Annotated in this window: 21 protein-coding genes, 1 tRNA gene and 1 pseudogene; 5 read left to right on the forward strand and 18 right to left on the reverse strand. The window is 36.7% G+C overall.

Annotated features, from left to right (window positions below):
* The 17 genes and pseudogenes from QMN76_RS10045 to QMN76_RS10120 all read right to left on the reverse strand — a co-directional run.
* Positions 1–2892, reverse strand: a 2892-nt coding sequence (locus QMN76_RS10045; protein WP_282066012.1) for a beta strand repeat-containing protein, incomplete at its 3' end; no start/stop codon positions are given.
* Positions 2893–3013: 121 nt separating this feature from the next.
* Complete coding sequence (locus QMN76_RS10050; protein ID WP_034340823.1) at positions 3014–3367, reverse strand: DUF6616 family protein; 354 nt, start codon at positions 3365–3367, stop codon at positions 3014–3016.
* A gap of 107 nt (positions 3368–3474) precedes the next feature.
* Complete coding sequence (locus QMN76_RS10055; RefSeq protein ID WP_152534209.1) at positions 3475–3927, reverse strand: DUF2147 domain-containing protein; 453 nt, start codon at positions 3925–3927, stop codon at positions 3475–3477.
* Between the two features lie 110 nt (positions 3928–4037).
* On the reverse strand, positions 4038–4295 hold the full coding sequence (gene grxC / locus QMN76_RS10060) for a glutaredoxin 3 (RefSeq protein WP_034340820.1): 258 nt from the start codon (positions 4293–4295) through the stop codon (positions 4038–4040).
* Positions 4296–4394: 99 nt separating this feature from the next.
* Positions 4395–4922: a ComF family protein gene (locus QMN76_RS10065; RefSeq protein WP_051462108.1), complete on the reverse strand. Its 528-nt coding sequence runs from the start codon at positions 4920–4922 to the stop codon at positions 4395–4397.
* Between the two features lie 3 nt (positions 4923–4925).
* Positions 4926–5108: pseudogene (locus tag QMN76_RS11040) on the reverse strand (double zinc ribbon domain-containing protein); the annotation flags it as partial.
* Positions 5109–5165: 57 nt separating this feature from the next.
* Positions 5166–5582, reverse strand: coding sequence for a secondary thiamine-phosphate synthase enzyme YjbQ (locus QMN76_RS10070; RefSeq protein WP_034340843.1), 417 nt, complete (start codon positions 5580–5582; stop codon positions 5166–5168).
* 5 nt (positions 5583–5587) lie between these two features.
* Positions 5588–6598 carry a tryptophan--tRNA ligase gene (gene trpS, locus QMN76_RS10075; protein ID WP_282024626.1) on the reverse strand — a complete coding sequence of 337 codons (1011 nt, stop codon included), beginning with the start codon at positions 6596–6598 and terminating at the stop codon, positions 5588–5590.
* 30 nt (positions 6599–6628) lie between these two features.
* The gene (locus QMN76_RS10080; protein ID WP_051462107.1) at positions 6629–7111 is read right to left on the reverse strand and encodes an FKBP-type peptidyl-prolyl cis-trans isomerase; all 483 of its coding nucleotides are present in this window, start codon (positions 7109–7111) and stop codon (positions 6629–6631) included.
* Between the two features lie 24 nt (positions 7112–7135).
* Positions 7136–8365, reverse strand: coding sequence for an argininosuccinate synthase (locus QMN76_RS10085; RefSeq protein WP_282024629.1), 1230 nt, complete (start codon positions 8363–8365; stop codon positions 7136–7138).
* Between the two features lie 408 nt (positions 8366–8773).
* Positions 8774–10846 carry a glycosyltransferase family 61 protein gene (locus QMN76_RS10090; RefSeq protein WP_282024630.1) on the reverse strand — a complete coding sequence of 691 codons (2073 nt, stop codon included), beginning with the start codon at positions 10844–10846 and terminating at the stop codon, positions 8774–8776.
* Between the two features lie 53 nt (positions 10847–10899).
* Positions 10900–11844, reverse strand: a complete 945-nt coding sequence (locus QMN76_RS10095; RefSeq protein ID WP_282024632.1) for a 2-oxoglutarate and iron-dependent oxygenase domain-containing protein — start codon at positions 11842–11844, stop codon at positions 10900–10902.
* A gap of 99 nt (positions 11845–11943) precedes the next feature.
* A complete protein-coding gene (locus QMN76_RS10100) occupies positions 11944–12789 on the reverse strand; it encodes a class I SAM-dependent methyltransferase (RefSeq protein ID WP_282024634.1) in 846 nt (281 codons plus the stop codon).
* Positions 12790–12904: 115 nt separating this feature from the next.
* Positions 12905–14293 (reverse strand): phosphoglucomutase/phosphomannomutase PgmG, encoded by a 1389-nt coding sequence (gene pgmG, locus QMN76_RS10105; protein ID WP_034340801.1) that lies wholly within the window; start codon positions 14291–14293, stop codon positions 12905–12907.
* On the reverse strand, positions 14293–15177 hold the full coding sequence (galU, locus tag QMN76_RS10110; RefSeq protein WP_034340799.1) for a UTP--glucose-1-phosphate uridylyltransferase GalU: 885 nt from the start codon (positions 15175–15177) through the stop codon (positions 14293–14295). Before galU ends, pgmG begins: the two co-directional genes overlap by 1 nt.
* Before the next feature lie 289 nt (positions 15178–15466).
* Entirely contained in the window at positions 15467–17737 is a 2271-nt protein-coding gene (locus QMN76_RS10115; protein WP_034340797.1) for an NADP-dependent malic enzyme, read from the reverse strand.
* A gap of 112 nt (positions 17738–17849) precedes the next feature.
* Positions 17850–17935, reverse strand: a tRNA-Leu gene (locus QMN76_RS10120).
* A gap of 73 nt (positions 17936–18008) precedes the next feature.
* Here QMN76_RS10120 and lipB point away from each other — a divergent pair.
* Both lipB and QMN76_RS10130 read left to right on the forward strand, forming a co-directional pair.
* Positions 18009–18689: a lipoyl(octanoyl) transferase LipB gene (gene lipB, locus QMN76_RS10125; RefSeq protein WP_282024637.1), complete on the forward strand. Its 681-nt coding sequence runs from the start codon at positions 18009–18011 to the stop codon at positions 18687–18689.
* Between the two features lie 15 nt (positions 18690–18704).
* The gene (locus tag QMN76_RS10130) at positions 18705–19568 is read left to right on the forward strand and encodes a tetratricopeptide repeat protein (protein ID WP_282024638.1); all 864 of its coding nucleotides are present in this window, start codon (positions 18705–18707) and stop codon (positions 19566–19568) included.
* A 135-nt stretch (positions 19569–19703) separates the two neighbouring features.
* On the opposite strand, the gene QMN76_RS10135 is transcribed toward QMN76_RS10130, so the two are convergent.
* The gene (locus tag QMN76_RS10135; protein ID WP_282024640.1) at positions 19704–20315 is read right to left on the reverse strand and encodes a LolA family protein; all 612 of its coding nucleotides are present in this window, start codon (positions 20313–20315) and stop codon (positions 19704–19706) included.
* A 392-nt stretch (positions 20316–20707) separates the two neighbouring features.
* On the opposite strand from QMN76_RS10135, the gene QMN76_RS10140 reads away from it, so the two are divergent.
* Genes QMN76_RS10140 through QMN76_RS10150 form a run of 3 tightly spaced genes read left to right on the forward strand, consistent with a single transcriptional unit; the run spans position 20708 to position 24298 of the window.
* Positions 20708–21298 (forward strand): J domain-containing protein, encoded by a 591-nt coding sequence (locus tag QMN76_RS10140; RefSeq protein WP_282024642.1) that lies wholly within the window; start codon positions 20708–20710, stop codon positions 21296–21298.
* A 60-nt stretch (positions 21299–21358) separates the two neighbouring features.
* Entirely contained in the window at positions 21359–22375 is a 1017-nt protein-coding gene (locus QMN76_RS10145) for an AAA family ATPase (protein ID WP_282024644.1), read from the forward strand.
* A gap of 21 nt (positions 22376–22396) precedes the next feature.
* Positions 22397–24298, forward strand: coding sequence for a cobaltochelatase CobT-related protein (locus QMN76_RS10150; RefSeq protein ID WP_282024645.1), 1902 nt, complete (start codon positions 22397–22399; stop codon positions 24296–24298).
* Positions 24299–24393: the final 95 nt, after the last annotated feature.

Raw genomic sequence — 24393 nt, forward strand, 5'->3', positions numbered from 1 at the left:
GGTAATATTACCAATGTTACCAGTTGCACCAGCACCTAATTTAACAGTGTCATTGGCAGCATTTAATTGCCATCCAGTAACAGCGTAATCAATATTTGTACCAAATGTTATTACAGGTTTAGCAGCATTGATAATCACGTTACCAGCTGTAAATGTTTTTACATTTCCAACATTGAATATTGTGCCACCAGCAGTACTAGCAAATGTAACATCACCAGTTGTAGCAAAAGAGCCACCATTACCAAGCGTAAAGCTTGCTGACTGATTAAATGTTAGACCACCAGAACCAAGGTTCATCGTGGTATTATCAAGGAATGTTAACGCAGTAGATGTCGCATTAACAAGAATACCACCCGTCAAACTAACATTGGCACCCGTACCCATAGAGAATACTTGGTTAGTACCAGCAAAACTTAAGCTGTTCGCATTAATAGTACCATTAATCCCCCAATCAAATGTTTGTCTACCATTTGTTATAACAATAGAACCAGCATCCAATGTAAGCGTATTGTTAGCACCCATATGGAAGAAGTTGCGATTTGCAGCAACACCAACACCAGCACCACCCAATGCAAGATCACCAGCAAGAAGATGTACGTTCGCACTATCACCAAATTGCGTTAAACCATTAGATAAATTATTTATAAAGCCGTTACTAATAGTAAGCTTTGCATCATTAGCTACAACAAATGAATTGTTATACTGATTACCACCAGCAACACCCGTACCAAATGACATTGTCGCCGCATTTAGAACCAATCTGTCACCAAATACCATCTTGTCATTGATACCATTCAACAGAACAGCACCTGAAAGTTGGATATTAGCATCTGCTAAGTAGGTAATAGAAGCACCACTTGTAGCTGCTGTAAATGTATCATATGTGCTTGTGTATGGATTATATGATGACACAAAATAATCACCAATAACCATTGAATTTGCGGTCAAATGAACATTATTACCAAGCGTGAATATACCAGCATTTGTATTAACTTCAAAATTACCATTATTACTAATGGTTGGTTCATTCGCTAATCCTGTTGATATAGTCCCTGATGTCAATGTGATAACGTAATTATCACCAATTTGAACATTTGCTCCAGAGGTATTATCATATACATAGTTATACTTAGTACCACCAGCTGTAGAACTACTATTTACAAGCGGTATTTGATACGCTTTGTAGAAACGACCAGCACTGATAAATCCTGCATTTAGAATATTACCAGAAGTACCACCACCAGCTAATATCAAATTATTATTATTACCGTCCAGTGCTATACCACCAGAAAGATTAATAGTCGCGCCAGAACCAATAGTTACGTTGTTATTATTCCCAGTATTATACCAAGAATATTGCATCGCCTTCCCGGTTTGAGGATTAATTCCGCTATAATCTTTGGAATAGTTACCAATAGAAATGGTTTTACCATCAATAGTAGCACCAGTACCAATACCTAATTTTCCACCAACACCATCAACTGTAATGGCACCATTAGATCCCAAATAGAAATTAAAAGGATTACCAGCAGAATCGTTCTGCATGGTTAAGCCACTTTGCGCCAAATTAATAATAGCGTTATTACCAATTGAGATTGATGCTGCCTGTACAGCAAGGATGGCCCCAGTATCAGGATCTTGACCGTAACCAACAGACATTGCTAGCGCACGCAAATGAAAATCATTACCAGCAGAAATAATACCACCAGCCTGAGCAGCAAAGTTACCCCAGTTTGCTTTATCTAACGTAACAGTAGTGTTATCACCAAAGATAAGAGTAGCAGCATTGTTGGTTGTTAAGTTGCTGTAAGCAGCACCCATACCACCATGAACAAGATAGCTCCCATTTATACCGGCACTGAAATATCCACCAGAACCAATGAAGAAACCACTACCACCATTTGCAGCAACATTCATAGTTACATTACTACCAACAGCAACAGAAGCATTCATAAACACCCCAACGTTACCACCAGTTGTGATTTTATTATTATTACCAATGGCAGCTTTTGGAACAACATAACCTGCACGAACGTCACCAATCGTACCCCAGTCAGCGCCAATATCCATAACAACATCATCACCAGTACTAACAGCGTTAGTACGCATACCAGTAGCATCAGCATTTAAACTGGCACCAGCCTGAGATTTGTCAGCAACACCACCAAGAAAACCAGCAGCGCTTAGGTAGGAACTACTTCCCAAATATAAGGAACGACCATTAGGCGTAAGAGCATTAGCAGTCTCGCCATATGTCAGACCTAAATTACCAGAACCCGCAGAAAATGCAGCAGCATTCCCCACCCAAAGTTGAGCTCTATCACCAACACCAAGCGCAGCACCAGACTGAATGTTCAAACCAGCGGTTTGTTGATAAATTGCACCACCCAAACCAGCACCAACACCAAATGTACCTTGAAATCCAGTGGCAACTTGGTCAGAACCAGCCCAAGTATACAAATTAGCCTGACCAGAAGCAGCAGCAGGCGTCATTGAATTAGCGTAAGCAAGCCAAAGTGATCGTGAGGTGGCAACTGTGTATGTATTTTTATCCTGCGCTGGAGCTGCAGCTCTTGCTGCATACGGTGTAACCGCTGCAGAACGCCCTAATGCACCAGCATAATAGGTTTGGTCCAATGCAGACATAACACCTGCTTTATATGCAGATGCAAGAGAATCAGCCCCAGACCCAAGAGAACCAGTAGATGATAAATCAGTAAGCGATGCAGAACCTGCGCTATTTAAAGAACCACCACTAATAGCAGCAGAATCATTCGAACTTCCAAATAGCGCACTGTTTAAAGACGATGAAGCATCATCGTTCGTTGCCGCAATCACTGTTGCAGCTTGATCAATACTTGACGTATTGTTATTTTCGTTTTCTTCAGACATTAAATAATCCTAAAATGAATAATTGACTTATTTTTTTAGTATTTAATTTCTGTATTTATATTTAAAATTATTAAAGTATTATTTATTTATGTAGTCTATATTTTTAGCAAATTGACAAAATCTATTCCGCATCTAAATCAGCTAGAACAAGATCCGCAAATTGTGGAATGCTTAACGCACTACCACCGATATTAACCACTTCAAAATACTCATTCCATTCGCTTTCACGCAAATGCTGGGTAATATGCTTGCTCATTTCAGACAATTCAACTGACCAAACAACATAAAACTCAAAATCTACGACACGAGGAATCTTGCCATCAATCTGCCCCGCAGCAATCAATTGAACTCTATTATCACCTGCCAAAGATGATAAATTTACAATCATACGCTGTAAAATTTGTTCTTTAATCTGCTTTGTAACTTTTTTCCATTTATCTTTAGGGGAAAAAACTTGCGTTACAACATAAGCCATATTGACTTCCTTTTTAAAGCTATAATTGAAAACCTAGTTAAAAATATTAACAAGTGGTTAACCACTTATTAAATAACAGTTAATGATGCTAAAAGTCAATTAGCATTTTACTTTAAGTCGGGTAAACGGCAATTTTCCATTATTTTGCCTGAGAAACGATGCCAGGTATGTGTTTCACCTAGTAAAGTGATCCCTAAATACCCTCGAACTTTTAACTCACCCTTACTTGAAACCCATATCTTAGCATCATATGCCTTTTCGTTTCTTGGATCAAAGATGGTCCCAGACCAACGATTCCCGGATTTATCACGTACGAAATTCTGTAACATCAGAAAATTACACTGAGAGTTCCCTTGCTTTGAGGTCGGGGGCAGAGGTGTTGTATATTGCATTCCCACAAAACGGCCACATAACTTTTGACCGCATACGTAAATTTGAAAAACACCATCATTTTCTTTTGTTGCCCACAAACCAACTTCTACAGGCTGTGATATTTTAATAGGATCAGCAGACTGCTGAGCATTAATGTTACTTAATGAAGCAAAAAATAGGGACATCATAAATATAATACCAGTAATTACGCTTACTTTTTTAAGTCTGGTAAACACCTTTAATCCCTCATGATAATTTATAATTAAAACGAAATGAGATGACTATATATTGTTTCTTTTTAAATTCCCAATAATTTTTGTAACTCACCTGATTGATTTAATGCCATCAAATCATCACAACCACCAATTGCTTTATCATCAATAAAAATCTGAGGAACTGATGTTTTTCCTCCGGAACGATTAATAGCCTCTTCACGTTCTTTCGTCCCTTTGGGTGCATTTATCTCATTAAACGCAACATCTTTTGCTTGTAATAACATGATTGCTCTTTGACAATAAGGACATCCTGGTTGCGTATAAATTTCAATTTTAGCCATCGTAAACTCCTTAAGATATAAAATGATATTTGTTAAAATATAAATAGTTCATCAAGACAAAACAAGTCCCATCAAAATTTCTAGTTATTTTCTATATAATTACACAACTTTTGCTGCCACTAAAAGATCAACTTGTGCAACACCAGCCTCTAACAAAACCGATGTACACTCGGCTAAAGTTGAGCCTGTTGTCATCACATCATCAATTAATAAAATACGTTTATTCTTTATTTTATTTAGATATTTAGGATATGCAATAAATGCATTTTTTAATAAATATTGCCGTTCTTGCTTATTATAATGCCCTAAAACCATTGTCTCTTTAACACGTAATAACCCCATAGGCAGAACTGAAGTTTTACTTATCTTCCCAATCTGCCAAGCTAATAATGCAGACTGATTATATTGACGATGCCTCAATCTTTTTTTATGTAAGGGAACAGGAATAATAATATCTGTTTGAACAATTAAATCTTTAGCACAACGATGCATAAAATAAGATAAAAAAACCAAACTCTTTTGTTGATCACCGTATTTTAACGGCATAATTAGTTTTTTAAAGCCTTCATTATACAAGAAAGCTGCTCGACATTGATGCCAAGGAACCGCTGCAGAAGCACATTCCAAACAAATATAATCTTTACCAACTTCTTCCCAAGAAATAAATGGCCGATTACATGAAAGACAATATGGCTTTTCAATAAAATCAAGATCTTTAAAGCAATCTGAACAAACCCATCCAGCATCAACAACAATTTTACTGCAGATTAGACAACGAGGAGGAACTAAAAAATTCAGAATATGCTCAAAAATGGTAAATACTTTTCTTTTTCCTTATTTAGAATTATAAGAAAGGGAACAAATAAATATTTACTCGCCCATTACATGCAAAGCAACCTCACGAAGGTGAGCTTGCCTCCGATGCTCAAATAAATAAATACCTTGCCACATCCCCAACACCATTTGACGGTTTACAACAGGTATAGAAAGATGTGTCTGAGTTAAAATCGTTTTAATATGCGCGGGCATATCATCTACCCCTTCACTATCATGTAGATAATAACGATTTTCAGGAACCAAATCGTTCAAATAAGATAAGATATCTTGACGAACATCCGGATCAACATTTTCCTGCACTATAAAAGATGCGGAAGTATGCTTGCACCACAACGTTAACAATCCTGTAACAATACCTGTTTTTAAAATCCAATTAGATATTTCTACGTTCAGCATGGTTAAACCTTGACCATGCGTTTGAACTTGTAAAAAACCCGTTTGTTGTTTCATCATAACTACTTTATAAATCCTACAATTGCTTCTGCTTCAGATACAATCGGTTCTGCGATGGCTGATGCTTTTTCAGCACCTTTCCTTAAGATAGCATGAATATGAGCTTGATCTGCCAGTAATTTTTTGGCTTGTTCACGAATTGGTGAAATATGTTGGATTAATACATCCGATAGTGCTGATTTAAAACCACTAAACCCTTGCCCTGCAAATTCTTGTAGTGTCTGATCAACAGTTTTACCTGACATCACAGAATATATCGAAACTAAATTTAACGCTTCTAAGCGATTTTCAAGTCCTTCTTTCTCTGATGGTAAAGGCTCGGAATCACTCTTTGCACGCTTGATTTTGTTAACAATGACATCATCTTCATCCATCAACTCAATCCGCCCTTGCTCAGAAGGATCAGACTTCGACATTTTCTTGCTACCATCGCGTAGATTCATCACACGAGCACTGGTAGTTGGAATATATCCTTGAACTTCAGAAAAAAAATCCGTTTCATAATCATAATTAAATTTCTGAGCAATATCATTTGCCAACTCTAGATGCTGACGCTGATCTTCACCTACAGGAACACAGGTTGCTTTATAAGTTAAAATATCAGCAGCCATCAAGTTAGGATATACATATAGCCCTGCAGACTGTGCTTCTCTATTTTTACCAGCTTTATCCTTAAACTGGGTCATTCTGTTCATCCAGCCAATACGCGCAACACAATTAAAAATCCATGCTAAGCGCGCATGTGCCGAAACGGCTGATTGATTAAATAAAATATGTTTTTGTGGATCAATTCCTGCTGCAACCAAAATAGCGGCTTGCTCAATAATCTGTTTTCTGAGCTGCACGGGATCTTGCCAAACCGTTAACGCATGCATATCTACCAAACAGTAAATACATTCATTTCCCTCTTGAATGTCAACCCAGTGACGAATTGCCCCCAAATAATTTCCTAAATGTGGAATTCCTGTAGGTTGAATACCAGAGAAAACTCTTTTTCCTAACGGTTTAGACACAATAAAACACCTTTATTTTACACAAACAACTTATTTATTACCAGCACCTTTGGTAACGCCGACCAGATGGATTTTAAAGACTAAGGGACTATTAGAAGGAATAACACCCATTGTTTTTTCTGCATAGCCTAAATTCGCTGGAACAAAAAGCTGCCAAGTATCCCCCGGATGCATCATTGGCAAAGCCTCCATCCATCCAGGAATAAGACCATCGACTGGCATTTGCATTAATCCACCACCATGACGATCAGAAGCATCAAAAATCACACCATCGGGTAATCGGCCTTCATACTCAACCAATACCAAGTCTCCTTTGGCTGGAGACGCATCTTTTGGATCGCCTGTTTGAATAACACGATAAGCCAAACCACTGGGTAGTGTTTTCACACCAGACTCAGCTGTTACTTTCTTCATAAATTGATCAGACGTTAATTGAACATCTTTATCACCCGCACAGGCTGCCAAAGAGAAAGCAAAAAATGCAGGAGCCATAAAAGCAAAGAATTTTTTCATGATCGCCAATTCCTATTCACAAAGTTATAAACTGCCGCCGCGACGTCCTGCTTGCGCACCCAGACGTAAACGTAATGCATTTAATTTAATAAAGCCTTGAGCATCAACTTGATTATACGCACCTTCATCATCTTCAAAAGTAACGACGCGCATATCATATAGGCTATTGGGGCTTTCACGACCCATAAGGATCATATTACCTTTGTACAGTTTCAAATGTACGCGCCCATTCACAGAATGTTGGCTTTCATCAATGAGTGCCTGTAACATACGGCGTTCAGGAGAGAACCAAAAACCATTATAAATCAACTCTGCATAACGGGGCATAATACTATCTTTTAGATGCCCAGCTTCACGATCTAATGTAATAGATTCCATGTTTCTATGAGCAAATAATAAAATTGTACCTCCAGGAGTTTCATAAATCCCACGAGATTTCATACCGACAAAACGATTTTCAACCAAATCTAGACGACCAATTCCATTTTCTTTACCCAACTCATTAAGACGAGTAAGTAAGGTTGCTGGTGACATGGCTACACCATTAATTGCTACTGGATCACCAGATTTAAAATCAATGGTAATTTCAGTTGCTTTATCAGGCGCATCTTCAGGAGAAATCGTACGTTGGAAAACAATTTCATCAGGAGCTTCCGCTGGATTTTCCAGTAACTTTCCTTCAGAAGAGGAATGCAATAAATTTGCATCAACAGAGAATGGTGCTTCCCCACGTTTATCATGCGCAATGGGAATTTGATTTTCTTCGGCAAATTGCAATAAACGGGTACGAGAAGTCAATTCCCACTCACGCCAAGGTGCAATCACTTTAACATCAGGTTTTAGTGCATAATAAGCAAGTTCAAAACGAACTTGATCATTACCTTTACCCGTTGCCCCATGAGCCACTGCATCCGCACCAACTTGTTCAGCAATTTCAATTTGACGTTTTGAAATTAAAGGTCGTGCAATAGAGGTTCCAAGTAAATATTGACCTTCATATAAGGTGTTGGCACGAAACATTGGGAAAACATAGTCGCGAACAAATTCTTCACGTAAATCTTCAACAAAGATTTCTTTCACACCAAACATTTCGGCTTTTTTACGTGCTGGCCCTAATTCTTCACCTTGGCCTAAATCCGCAGTGAATGTAACCACTTCACATTCATAATTTTTTTGCAACCAACGCAAAATAACCGAAGTATCTAACCCACCAGAATAAGCAAGAACAACTTTGTTCACCTTTTTTTCTGCCATAGTTTTTCTCTTTTCATATAAAAATCCAGATATTTGCTGATTTTATAGCACTATTCAACAATATTTTAAATAAACATTCTTGGGAATATAGCAGAAATACAATAAATAATTCTATATCGTAATAAATATGGTTTTTATCTAATCATCTGTTTAAGTATACAACATTCAAGCCAGTTTTTTTATATAAATATTAATTAAATATTTATTGCTATATAAATTAAACCACCAAGAATAGTCTTTACAAATTTTCAACTTTATTGAACAGTTATTTTTCGTGAATATATTTATGAAACGGATATAATAATTCACTTTTTCGCAAGTAATTAACTTACCATTAAAAACAAATTATTAAAAAAATAATTACTCATAAGCTACTTTTATTATAAATAAAACTATTCCTTTCCAAATTTAATGATCATCTCGTAATGTTTGAAGAACTTTCTCAAAGAAAGTAATTAATTTTTCTTGTTCTATATCGTAATAAAGCACTTCATTATTCGGTCCACCCCATTCAATCGAGTCAGAATAACAAATTATATTTTTGTCGTTATACACTCTTCCCAAAGCAATTTGTATATCACCAATAGGATTTAATGTTCCAACAACCATACCATATGGGTTAAAAACAGAAGAGTGTTGCGCAGAACCATGCTCACCAATTTGACAAGTTGTTTCTGCCATCAACTGGATTTGTTCTTCTATCGATAAACTTTCAGGACAAATCACCTCAAAATCGTATGATAACGCTAAATACTCAAAAACTTCACGACTTTGAAATATACGCTGATGTCGTGTATTAGGGTTACAGAGAGCTCTTGATAAGCAGACCCTCCTATATGGTTTCACCCCAGCTTGATAATATTGTCGATAAAACTGACGAACGTATCCATGAAAATTGTAGTTATCTTTTGTTACATAAGACGATAAAAAAACTTTGTTAAGTCTCCATATTTCTTTCGAAAAATCAAATACGATAAAATGATCATCTCTAAGATTAAAAAAATATTTTAATAGAGTCTTTCCCCACTCTGGCGTTTCTTTTGATATAATAAATTTTTTATCGTAAAACTCATTTCCTAAATAATCTTTGATTAATCCTATTCTAGGAAGATCATCAACCAAATAATGTCCATAACAATGAGATCCAGCGTTAAAAGCAATTATACATTCGTCTTCTATAACTTGTGTAATATCATTATTCTTTGGCAGCGGCCATATTCGTTGATAATCGGAATTAAAAGCTAAATTAGATAAATGGGTTTCAAAACTAATAAATTGATTATTTTTACACACCCATCCTAAACCATATAAATCCACGTGATCAACCTCCCATACATTTAACGATGAAAGGCTATAAGGTGTTTGAACTCTATTTATAAACTGTGGATTATTATCATGACCTATAATTGTTAAATTATTTGTAGGAGGTACATAAAAATTTTTAGAACTAACCTCTATATTTGGAATTGAAGATGTAGGCTTTAATTTTTTTTGGCTTCTAAAAGCACCTTTGGCAACCATAAAAGGAAAATCATTTGCACAAGATAAAGATTCTTCTGATATCCCACCACGAACAAAAGCAGTATAAATATCGTCATGCAAAAAATTGATACGAATATCTTTAATATATTGATAGCAAAAAGTATAATAATCCATAAAGTTAGAATGAAATGCCGACCGACTAAAAAGATTGTCATAATCTTGGTCCGCGCCAAAACAATTCATCTTTTCAATCAAGAAATTAAGATGATATAAAATGAATAAATTTCGAGGTTGAGCAAAAATAAATTTTTTTTGAAGCCCCTTATCATCATAAATTAATAAAAAATCTGTATTTTTTATTAATATTTCCAAATTTGATTGAGCAATAGAACATACATCAGCGGAAATACCACCATCAGTATATAATGATGCCATTAGAAAAAAGTCTGATTTAGCTTGGGGGTATTGAATATTCTTATATGCAAGCAATGCTTTAGGGCTGCAATAATTTACCAGATATTCTTTTGCTGAATAATCATCATAACATTGATAATTAAAATTTTCATTTTTATTGTAAAACCCAACATTCACATTCACTGAATCTGTATATAAAGGCTTATCAACACGACATTGTCGAATGCTATATAAATCAGATGGTGGCGACGTTGTATTCTCAAAAGAAAACTCAGAAGAGAAATCTATCCCCAATGCGGGATATAACGGTTGAATATAAAAGAAAAAACCCTCCCAACAAGAATCTATTTCACGGCAACATACATATAAAATGCAGTAAAATAGTTTTTTATCAAAAACATTATCGTCTAATAATTTAAGATCAATATTGTTAATGTTGAAAGGTAATAAAACTTCGTTATTTATCAAGCCAGTTACATAATCCTTGACAAGATCTGGCATAAACTGATGAATAAAATCCAAATGCGTATTAAAAAAACAAATTTTTTCTTTTTTTAAATTTTCTTCAGTATTGATAAATAACACAGTAATTCTCTTAATGTTTAAAACTGAATAAATAAAAAGCCAAACTAGAATAATTATTCATTATAAGCTGCCTTGAATCTTTTTAACAACCATTCTCTACAAGTAACCGATGGATATTTAGGAGGATTTTGTTTATCGGAGCATTGTGGTAAACATTGAATAAGTTGATCAGGATGCGGCTCTGTAAAAAATGGCATTGATATACGATCATGACCTGTATTTAATACACGGTGCGACGTACTTTTATAATGATCATTTGTCCACATGGCCATCATATCGCCAATATTCATAACAAACGCACCTTCAATAGGAGGGACATCTATCCATTGATTTTCTTGATTTCGAACTTGCAAGCCACCAATATTATCCTGATATAAAATTGTCAAAATCCCATAATCTGTATGCGCTCCACAGACCACCCTATTACGCTGTTCAGGTAAGCCTGGATAGTGAATTACTCGGAATGTGCTCAAAGACTCATAAAACATCGCATTAAAAAAATGTTCCTCTAGTTTTAAACCAAGTGCTATGATTTTGAACACAACACGCGCTAGCTCTGTCATTTTTTTATAATGTGTTTCAAAAACTTGTGTCCAACCTGGAATTAAAATTTCTGGATGAATGTTAGGGCCACGAAAAGGATCTTTTTTTTGCACCTCGGGATGATCACTGTCTAAATGATATCCCATATCAAACATCTCTTTATAATCGATACTATTTTCTTGATCTAATTGCTCTAGCTCATAACTGCTATAGCCTCTATAAATCTCATTATTTAAAATACTGATTGTTTGCTTTTCTTTCAAAGAAAGATTAAAGAACTGTCGCGAAAGATCTTTAATCTTTTGAATATCATCTCTTGGGATATGATGCCCCGTAATACAAAAAAAACCAGAATTCCGACAGGCATAATCAACTTGTTCAGCAATTTTTAAATGTTTATTTTTATCATTTTGGTAGATATCAGAAATATCAATGACAGGAACATATTCCTTCATTTACAAATTACCTCCAAATTAAAAATAATCTTTGAGTATTAAATATGCATAACTTATATCTATTCTACAATAGATAAAAACAAACGATCTTCATGAAAGTTACTGAGTTAACATTTCTTCTAATGAAACAGAAAATTGGCCTGGCTTTAAAGGCTGTTGTTGCGAAGCATCTGGTGCCCACCCAGTCAAAATAGCAAAATGTAGTGGCATTTTGAATTCACCCTGCTCCTCTAATCGAGCAAAATAATGCGCTATCAAAGCACGAATGGAAAATGTTTTTTTCTGTTCAACTAACGCATTTGTTTCACCAGAGAATCGTAAATCTTGCATCAACCCCACAGCGGATCGATATACCAACTCGACTTCCTCCTTATCCACCACAGGTAATGCAAATCCCACTCGTTGCATTAAAGTTGCACAAACTCGCAAGTCAGGAAAAGGTGATACTCGAGGAAAAACACGATCACTTAATTCAAGCTCTTCCTCAGCCATAATATCCCTTAACATGGATAATGTCGGTAAAATCGGTATAGCAGCCAAGAACAAACCATCAGGACGCAAAATATTCTTTATTTGAATCAAAGCCCCAGGAAGATCATTAACCCAATGTAAATTAAAAGACGCAACCACTAAATCAAAGCTTTGTGCTTTAAATGGAAAAAACTCTTCATCCATACAAACAGATGGTGCTTTGTTTAAAGATACTAATCGTTGTGATAAATCACCAGAAACAACACTCATTCCTCTAGATTGCAATACTGGGGCAATTACACCTCGTCCCCCTATTTCCAAGGCATCCTTAAAAGGACGTTGAATATCATCTAAACGATCTAATAATCGTTCGGCACAGACTTCAACAATGCCTCGCACCGCTTGAGAGTGACGTGCTGCTCTATCACGATGATATCGAACAAGCTTGCGATTAAATAAAACAGGTACTGTCATCTTATATGCATATCTCTAATATCAGTAAAAACAAGGCTAATAGTAGCGCACAAACAAATAAAGGCGCAACCTTTCACAGTTACACCTTTACCAAAAATAATCTTAAAATCTAAAACTAGATTTTTGGAAGCTCTACGCCAGAAGCACTAAGCTGAGACTTTAACGCATCCTTTAGCTTTTCAAGACCATCCCCTGTTGTGCTTTCAGCCCTTGCCACCAAAGACGCTTGAGTATTGGAGGCCCTAAGCAACCACCAACCGTCTGGCGTATTCACGCGCACGCCATCGATAGTTACTACATCAGCTTTTTCCGCTTTTAAACGCTCTGCAACTTCTTGAACTACACTAAATTTACGATCATCCGCACAATCGAAACGGATCTCAGGAGTTGAGATTGCTTTTGGCAGAGATTCTGTAATTTCAGAAAGAGGACCTTTTAAACGATTCACAATATCCAAAGTTCTTATTGCAACATAAAGCGCATCATCAAAACCATACCATTTATCTGCAAAGAAAATATGACCCGACATTTCTCCACCCAACAAAGCTTTGGTTTCAGCCATTTTTGCTTTGATCAAAGAATGCCCTGTACACCACATCAATGGATTGCCACCAGCTTTTTTTACTTCTTCAAATAAGATTTGACTGGCTTTAACATCAGCAATAATTGTGGCACCTTGATGATCAGGTAAAATATCACGGCTATACACAATCATTAATTGATCACCCCAAAGAATATTACCTTTGTCATCAATGACACCAATACGATCAGCATCCCCATCAAAAGCAATCCCAATATCGGCCTGACGGGCAGCAACTTCATCTTGTAATTGCACTAAATTTTTAGGAACTGTTGGATCTGGACTATGTGCTGGGAAATTCCCGTCAATCGTACCATTTAATATAATATGCTCGCCTGGCAATTGCTGAACAAGTTTAGTTAATACTTCACCTGCTGCACTATTGCTGTTGTCCCAAACAACTTTTAACTTACGATCGGTAACACCAAAATCTTTTAATAAACGTGTTACATACTCATCAACAATATCGACTTTGCGAACACTACCAATGCCTTCTGGAACAACGTCCCCTTTGGAAACCTGCACACCTAACTCTTGGATTTGTTTACCAAAAAAAGATTTTCCAGCCAGCATGAATTTCATGCCGTTATATTCTTTTGGATTATGGCTAGCGGTGACCATTACAGCACCATCCGCTTCCATCGTGGTTGCAGCATAATACAACATTGGGGTTGGGCCACGTCCGATACGAATAACCTCTAACCCACATTTTTTAAGTCCGTCAACCAAAGCGGCTTCTAGATCAGGAGAACTTACACGGCCATCATAGCTAACAACAACTTTTTTACCATTATTGCGAATAACTAGACTACCAAATGCACGTCCAATGGCATAAGCATCTTCGATAAAAAATGTTTTATCGTAAACACCACGAATATCATATTCCCGTAAAATGCTTGTATCAATATTACGTTGATGTTCCATTATTTTTCACCTTCATGTGCATATTTCCTTAGGATTTGACGCATAGATGATGCTAGATCAGGACGTTGCAGCGCAAAAGCAATTTGAGCTTCTAAGAAGCCAGCCTTACTTCCACAATCATACCTCGTGCCTTCGTAACGCAACCCATGGAACGGCATCTTACCAATCAACTGTGTCATAGAATCTGTTAATTGCACTTCATTACCTGCACCACGTTCCATTTTGGAAAGATAAGCCATAATGTCTGGTGACAAAATATAACGACCAATTACAGATAAATTAGAAGGTGCATCTTCTGGATTTGGTTTTTCAACAACACCAGAAACTTTAACTAAATGCCCATCATCGGCTGCAACGTCAACAATTCCGTAACTAGAGGTCTTTTCTTTAGGAACCTCTGAAACCGCGACAACGTTTCCACCATACTGATTGTAAACTTCGACCATTTGAGATAAACAACCACGTTCACCCAGGATCAAATCATCAGGCAACAATACCGCAAAAGGGTCATCCCCTACGAATGTACGTGCACACCAAACTGCATGTCCAAGTCCCAAAGGATCTTGTTGCCTCAATGCGGTTAATGATCCTGCCTGAATACTTGAGGGTTGTAATGCTTCTAATGCTTCTTTTTTACCTTTTTGACGCAACGTATCTTCTAATTCATACGCAATGTCAAAATAGTCAATTAAAGAATCTTTACCCCGTGCCGTAATTAAACAAAATTGTTCAATTCCAGCGGCTCTCGCTTCATCAATCGCATATTGAATTAATGGACGATCCACAACAGGCAACATTTCTTTAGGCATAGACTTGGTAGCAGGTAAGAAACGCGTGCCAAATCCAGCAACAGGTAATACAGCTTTACGTAGAGGTTTAATCACAGAATTGTACCTTAAGTTAACTTTTATTTATTTCTAGACATATATCAGAAGCCATAGATATTTTAAAGGAATTTACTTTTATCGTTTAAACTAAAACCCTATAATTATGTCATAAGCATGTTTATTGAAGTATTTTATAAGCTTTACAAAGATAATAATGAGTGAAATATACAACTATTTTTGTTTAAAAGCACTATTATTTTCTCTATAAACCAAGTTAAAATGACAAACCAACTTATAATATTCATAACCTTTATTTCGCTATCAACAAAATAAAGGTTAAAATTAATTATAACGATTGCTTAATAGCAATCATGGCTAAATTAACGATACCACGTGCTGTTGTGCTTTCTGTCAAAATATGTAATGGCTTTGTGGCACCAAGCGTAATTGGACCAATTTGCAACGCATCCCCTACAACACGGCTCAACGAAAGACCGATACTTGCAGAATCCAGACATGGCATAATTAACAAATTCGCATTTCCTGTTAATGGAGAATCATCAACCAAACGGCCACGAACAATAGGACTTAACGCAGCATCCCCTTGCATTTCTCCATCAATTTCTAAACTCGGATTCTTTTCTTTAATGATCGCTAATGCTTCACGCATTTTCTCAACAGAGCCAGAGCGCGCGGTGCCAAATGAAGAATAAGAAAGCAATGCAGCCCTTGGTGGCAAACCAAACTTTGATACAGCTTCAGCAGCTAATAAAGTTAACTCGGCAATATCAGACGCAGATGGGTGCAAATGTAAATATGCATCCCCCACAAACAAAACAACATTAGATTGAATCAATGCAGAAATTGTATAAAATTTCTTTACATCTGGACGTTTAGGAATGATTTTTTTTAGATATTTATAATGTCGATACCACTCACCATACCCACCAATCAAAGAAACATCAACATGCCCCTCTCTTAACAACATCGCAGCCATAACTGACTTTCTGCGATATAATTGCTCATAGGCTAAAGAAGGTGGAATTCCTTGCCTTTGTACTAAATTTTTATAAGGTTCTTCTAAAGATTTTAATAATGGATCATCACGATTAGGCTCAAAAACGCCGACATGCTCATCCACTTTCAAACTAAGACCTAAACTTTTGATTTTAGCTTGGATCCGCTCTTTATTTCCAATAACATAAGGTTTAGCCAGATTATCATTAACCAGCGTCTGTATTGCACGTAATACACGATCATTTTCACCCTCTGAAAAAACAATCTTTTTTAACTCAGGTTGTCTTCTTACGGCTTCGAAAACAGGTTGCATCACCTGACTGCTACGAAATACAAATTCTTGCAAATGATCTTTATAAGCTTGAAAATCTTCAATAGGTTGCGTTGCGACACCACTATCCATTGCTGCTTTTGCTACGGCTGGTGCAATTTCCAAAATCAACCTTGGATCAAAAGGTTTTGGTAATATATATTCAGAACCAAAAGAAGGAGCCGCACCACCATACGCAGCAATAACCGCTTCATTAGCTTCTAAAGTTGCTAATTTTGCCAAAGCATAAACTGCAGCATGCTGCATTTCCAGATTAATTTCTTTTGCTCCAACATCCAGAGCACCACGGAAAATAAATGGAAAACATAAAACGTTATTTACCTGATTAGGATAATCTGAACGTCCTGTTGCAATAATAGCATCTGATCTTACTTTTTTAACCTCGTCAGGTGTAATTTCTGGCTCTGGATTTGCTAATGCTAGGATGATTGGTTTTTCTGCCATATGTTCAACATATTCAGCTTTTAAAACCCCAGCAGCAGAAAGACCAAGAAAAATATCAGCGTCTTTCATCACTTCTTGTAATTTACGTGCATTGGTCTCTTTGGCATAACGTGCCATATTTTCTGGCATATTTGGATCACGACCTTTCCAAACTACGCCATCAATGTCTGTCAAAGTCACATTTTCGACTTTGACACCCATGCCAACCATTAAATCAACACAAGCCATCGCTGCAGCACCAGCACCAGAAGTAACCAATTTTACATCTTCTAGCTTTTTGTTTTGAATACGCAGTGCATTGACCAAAGCCGCCGTTACAACAATCGCAGTCCCATGTTGATCATCATGAAAAACTGGAATGTTCATACGTGACTGTAGATTTTTTTCTATTTCAAAACATTCTGGTGCTTTAATATCTTCAAGATTAATCCCACCAAATGTCGGCTCTAATGCTGCAACCACATTACAAAAATGATCAGGATCTGTTGCATCAACCTCAATATCAAAAACATCGATACCAGCAAATTTCTTAAATAAAACAGCTTTGCCTTCCATTACAGGTTTCCCCGCCAAAGGCCCAATATTTCCTAAACCCAGAACAGCTGTACCATTAGAAATAACAGCAACCAAATTCCCTCTGGCTGTATATTTGCTGGCTAATGAAGGATCTCTTTGGATCTCTAAACATGGAGCTGCTACACCAGGAGAATAAGCCAAAGACAAATCACGTTGTGTTGCCATTCTTTTAGTTGGCGTAATAGTTAACTTACCTGGCTTTGGATATTGATGATAATCCAAGGCTTCCTGTTTAAACTTTTGATCCATTTTATTCCTCTATCGATATTTAAAATTCAAGTCTTTTACTATAAAACTAATATAGACATCTTAAAACAGATAAAAGAAAAGGAAAATCAATCTTTTTTGAGAAATAAAAATATGGTGCGGTCGAGAAGACTCGAACTTCCACGGGGTTGCCCCCACAAGCACCTCAAGCTTGCGCGTATACCATTCCGCCACGACCGCACATGACAAACCATTTAATATAATGGTATCATCTCATGTGTTTTCTCTATAACCGATCAAAAGATTTCATGCAATGCCCTTTCCACCTATAATTTTACAAAAAAGCAAAAAAATTATCTCTTACCTTAACGCCTCAGAATATATGCAAAATTATGTTCAAGGTATCTATGATCAAAAAAAGCCAGAATGCTTATGGTTTTTAGAGCATCCACCATTATATACCGCGGGGACTTCGGCTAAAGAACAAGATTTAATTAATACTCAAAACTATCCAACATTTTATACAAATCGCGGTGGGCAATGGACATACCATGGGCCTGGCCAGCGTATTATTTATATTATGATGGATTTACGCCAAGATCATCAAGCCTTCCCCCCAAGGGATATTCATGCCTTTGTAAATGCCATTGAAGATTGGATTATTTTAACTTTAAAACAATTTAATATTCATGCAGAGAAAAGGTCGGATCGAATTGGTTTATGGGTCATTGATCCTGCTACTCAAAAAGAAGAAAAAATTGCTGCATTGGGAATAAAGCTAACTAAGTGGATCAGCTGGCATGGAATTGCATTGAATGTTTCTCCTAATTTAGAAGATTATTCTGGTATTATTCCCTGTGGATTAGCTGATTATGGAGTAACAAGCATGAAAAAGCTCGGGGTGCATTACTCTATGGATGAGGTTGATCAGGTTTTACTTGAACAGTGGAGCCATATTTTTCCACATTCTTTACAAGAAAATAATATTTTCTAATAAACAGCAAACAAAATGAACAAACAATTTTATTCGCTTTTGATTTTATTAACTATTTTCATATGGAACAATAATAATATTGCTTTATCAAAAGAGAGTAAAATCAATATATCACAACTAAAAAAACAGGCAAAGCGAGGCGATGCAAAAGCTGAAAATGCACTTGGAGATTATTATGATTCAATTACTAGAATGCCTGTTAATGAAGGATGTTTTCCCTATAATCGTAGACAAACAATAAAATACTATACCAAAGCAGCACGACAAGGTTACACCAAAGCACAAAAAAGCCTTGGCATGCTATACACACAACTTCCTTGCTCTGAATATGATAAAGGGATTTATTGGTTAAAAAAGATTGCTTTTAAAGGAGATGTTGAGGATCAAATGCGCTTAGGTTATGTATATTATATGACCAGTAACGTAATAGAAAAGACAATATTTTGGTATGAAAAAGCAGCTAAATTAAATAATGCAACGGCTATGCTTGAGTTAGGAAGAATATATGAGAAGTATGATTATGATAAGGCAATTTATTGGTACAAAAAAGGTATGGCTTTAGGAAATGCTTATAGTTCTTTTGGACTGTGTAATTTATATTTTATATCCCAAGATACACCAGAAGAAGAAATTAAACGTTATAAAGAAAAAGGATTAAATAAAGACAATAAAAAATCAGATAAATACTGCTTAATTTCTGCCAATCAGGGTAACGCAGAAGCTCAATTTACTGTTGGTGCGCAATATATGACAGGCAGGCGCGTTCTCAAAAACGAAAAAAAAGCCATGGAATATTTTAAGAAATCATGCTTACAAAAATATGATATGGGCTGCGATGCCTATCATGGCAAAATGAATTTTAATGATGTCACTTATTAAATGTTATGACTATTGTCACTAATATCAAAAAGAACCCTATAAGCTATTAATACTCGTAATCAGAGCTATCCCTAAAACAACCTTCTTGCGCTCTTCTCAAGAGAAAAGCACAAAATATTATATTGTTTTACGTCATTATCCTTGTCCATCAGGGTAAGCGAAGTAAGATGCTGGAACCTGAATCCCTTCTTGGATATTCTCAAGATCCATAATACTGCGTCGCTGACGCACATCAACGGCTTGCATTTGCCTTAATGTCAATTGACCATTTTGATCAATAAACAACAATGTTAATAGCCCTTGCGAAGGATTATCCGAGCTGGCCAATGAAATTTGTAAAAGGCCATTTTTATGTTGAACATTGGTTACTAGAATAGGTTTAGATAAATGTACAGGAGTTTTTAACATCAGCCCTAATGGATTACGAGACAAACCTATATGGGTTACTGATTGGTTACTAAAATCTTTGGCAACCATGCGTTTATCCTTAGCCACTACAATCATTGGCGCAGGATATTCATAATTTAAACGCAACTTCCCTGGCTCATACACAATGCGTCCTGTGGATTTTCCACCATCAGGCCAAGTTTGTGTAAACTGCCCCTCAAACCCTTTAGGATTGTTTAAATAAGATTCGACTTGAGTAATTGCTGTTAATTCACATGTTGGACGCAACTCTTGCCCATTTTGACACGCGGCCAATAACATTGGCAACAAAAGCAATACGCTTCTTCGCATCCACTTCATGTTTTTTCCTTTTATTTAATTCACATATAATGCAATAAAATAATATTTAGCACGATCATAACTGCAATCAAATATAAGAAAAATAAATTTTATAAGTGTATATTAAATTATTATAAATACATTCAACCACTTTATAATAAATCACTGTATAACATGAACAGATATCCCAACTGCTTGAATGCTCAAAACAAACAGATTGTTCATAGATTTATTAAAAACCTATTTTAATTCACCATTAAATAAATTGTAATAACCTAGAATTTTGTATATTGAAGCATACATATAGTTATCGTTATTTATAATTCTGATTTTCCTAATATTATTTTTATAAATTAACATGATAAGATAGCTTTATATTCTAAACCCACTTTATTATCATATTTTTATCTAGAATGAACGCTCAAAAAAAACGTTTTCGTGCCTTTGACCCTGATCCAGATTGTCCAGATCATAAATGTTGTGACATGCCCAGTTGTGACCAACTTGCAGGATATAAAGCCCCGAAATCACGTCAAAAATTAAATGAATATTATTGGTTCTGTTTAGAACATATTCGCGAATATAATAAAAATTGGAACTATTGTAGGGGTATGACCCCTGCCCAAATCGAACAGCATCTTAAAGCCTCCACCGTATGGGACAAACCTTCTTGGAAACTTGGGCAACTAGGAAAAACAGACTTTTTAAAAGAACAATATTTCAGAGATTCTTTGGGAATATTTAAAGACCATCCAGAGTTTAAACAAAAACAATCACAGCAAAATAAACCACAAGCGCCTAAAGAGCTGATAGATTCCCTTCAAACATTAGGATTAACTTGGCCTCTCTCTTTGCAAGAACTAAAGAAACAATATACATTACTGGCACGCCAATATCACCCTGACACAAATCACAGAGATATAAGTTTGACCGAACAATTTAAAAATATCAATGCCGCATATTCACAATTACGCTCTCATCTGGTGAATCCTGTCAAAATATGATCTAGTTTATCCTTAATGACTCACACAAAAGACTTAAAATAACCAAAGGACTTTTAAAGAATGACTGAAAAGCCTGTACATCCAATACAAGTTACAAATGCAGACCTTCCACCTACTTCTGTTCTTTCTGAACCCGATGTTGAATTTAACGCCAGAAAAACATTCAATATCGACCTTGATATGCAAGTCCCTGGATTTTCAGTTAAAACATCTTTGGTTCCTGATTTAGACCCCAGCTATTGTTTTGATAAAGAAATTACCCAAGCCATCTTGGCTGGGTTTTGTTACAATCGACGGGTTATGGTACAAGGCTTTCATGGCACAGGAAAATCTTCTCATATCGAACAAATTGCTGCCCGCTTAAACTGGCCTTGCGTGCGCATTAACCTAGATAGCCATATTTCTCGTATTGATCTGATTGGTAAAGACGCTATTGTGCTGAAAGATGGCAAACAAATCACTCAATTCCAAGAGGGTTTACTTCCTTGGGCTCTAGAAAATCCTTGTGCCTTGATCTTTGATGAATATGACGCAGGCCGCCCCGATGTTATGTTTGTAATACAACGTGTTCTTGAAGCCGAAGGTAAATTAACGCTGCTAGATCAAAATAGAGTTATTCGTCCTAATCCTTTTTTCCGTTTATTTGCCACTGCAAATACAATTGGATTAGGGGATACAACAGGGCTTTATCATGGAACTCAACAAATTAACCAAGGGCAAATGGATCGTTGGAGCATTGTCGCGACCTTAAACTATCTGCCGCATGAGCAAGAAGTCAATATCATCATGTCTAAAATGCGTGTAACCAAAGAAGATCAAGAAGCAACACAAATGATCAATTCAATGGTAGCATTGGCAAACTTAACCCGCACAGGCTTTGCAACAGGTGAGATCTCTACGGTGATGTCTCCACGAACCGTCATAACCTGGGCCGAAAATTTCGAGATTTTCAAAGATCTTGCAATAGCTTTCCGCCTGACTTTCCTGAATAAATGTGATGAGGCAGAGCGTTCAACTGTTGGGGAATATTATCAACGCTGCTTTAATATCAATCCCCTTAATGCTGATTTTACTTAAGTTTATAACCAGGAGGAACCTATGTCAGAAGAGTCCAAAACACCCAAATCTGAAACTCAAATTCCTCCCGAAAAACCTGATAGGAACACCTATAATCCCGAACGTTTCAAACAAGCTACTATTGGGGTTATTCACGCTCTAAGCGGCAAGCCTGATACCAATGTTCACTTTTATTCGGCATCTTCTTTGCGTAATCAAAATCCGCAAAATATCATTAACCCCAATAATGTACATTTACCATCCCCCCCTGAAATTCGTGATCCTATTATGATGAATCAACTTAGGGGGGCGGCTGATGCAGTTGCTTTACGGTTAAAATTTCATAATCCCAAATTGCATGAAGCAACACAACCCACCATCTCTGATGCCAAAGTAACCTTTGATGCATTGGAGCAAGTCCGCGTTGAAGCCTTGGGCAGCCGTTATATGCAAGGGGTAGCAGCAAACCTACGCTCTGTTGTAGAGTATAATAGCCATGCCGAAGGACATGCGCAGATGGACAAAGCCGAACAGCTTTCTCCTCAAACTGCATTGGCATTACTAGCCAGAGAAAAACTAACGGGTGAACCTGTTTCCAAAACATCAAGGCGTATTGTGCAATTATGGCGTAACCGCTTAACTAAAAGCGGTGAAGATGCACTTGAGAAAATGTTACAGCATATTGATAATCAAAAAGACTATGCTGCGGCATCTCAACAACTCTTAACCGCATATCAGCTTATGGAAGATCTAGAGGAAAAAGAACAAGATTCCTCCAGTGATCAAGAAAATGAAGATTCTGACAATTCTGATACTGCCGAAGACCCTTCTACAGAGGGGCAACCTGAACCACAAGAACAAGATCAGCCCGAAGAGCAAGCACCACAACTGGCTCAAGGCATCAATAGTGATGAGCAGTCTGATTCAGAAGAAGGAGAAGGCTTTGAAACGCAGGATACTCCTGCTGGCCCCAAAGAAGGAGAGCTCCCACCACTCAGTGAAGTTGAAGATGATAATTATCACATCTATACCAAACAATTTGACGAGATTATTTCAGCAGATCAAGTTTGCAACGCAGAAGAGCTAACCTATTTGAGGCAGCAACTGGATCAGCAACTTCAAACAATGCAAAATATCATCGCAAAACTTGCCAATCGTCTGCAACGTAAGTTAATGGCACAACAAAGAAGACGCTGGAATTTTGATCAAGAAGAAGGGTTGCTTGATGCCAGCAAATTACCGCGCATTATTACGAACCCAATGTATTCGCTCAGCTACAAATATGAGCAAGAGACAGAATTCAAAGACACAGTTGTAACGTTGTTAATCGATAATTCTGGTTCAATGCGCGGTAAGCCTATTACAATTGCTGCAATGTGTGGAGATATCTTAGCCAGAACCTTGGAACGTTGTGCTATTAAAGTGGAAGTTTTAGGGTTTACTACTCGTGCATGGAAAGGCGGTCGCAGCCGTGAAGAGTGGCTGAAAAACGCAAAACCTGCACAGCCTGGACGTTTAAACGATTTACGCCATATTATTTATAAATCTGCTGATCAGCCTTGGCGGCATGCACGCAAAAATCTAGGTCTTATGTTACAAGAGGGTTTACTCAAAGAAAATATTGATGGAGAATCTTTGCATTGGGCTTGGCAGCGCCTTCGTGCACGCCCAGAAAAGCGCAAAATCTTGATGATTATTTCCGATGGCGCACCCGTTGATGATAGTACATTATCAGCAAATAACCCAGAATATTTGGAAATGCATTTACGTCGTATGATTACCCGTATTGAGGCTCAACCAGATATCGAACTAACTGCTATTGGAATTGGGCATGACGTTACCCGTTATTATCAAAACGCCGTCACCATCACCAACGCCGAGCAACTGGGTGGTACCATGATGCAAGAATTAGCGGCTTTGTTTGATCCCAAAAGTAAAAAATAAAGTAGCGATATCATTTCAAAGTGTAATAACAGCTTATGGTTGAATAATCATTCACCTATGAATGATTCATTCTTAAGCAAAAAATATTAATTATA

The organism is Commensalibacter papalotli (ex Botero et al. 2024) (assembly GCF_947179115.1).
In the GTDB taxonomy this organism is placed as follows: domain Bacteria; phylum Pseudomonadota; class Alphaproteobacteria; order Acetobacterales; family Acetobacteraceae; genus Commensalibacter; species Commensalibacter papalotli.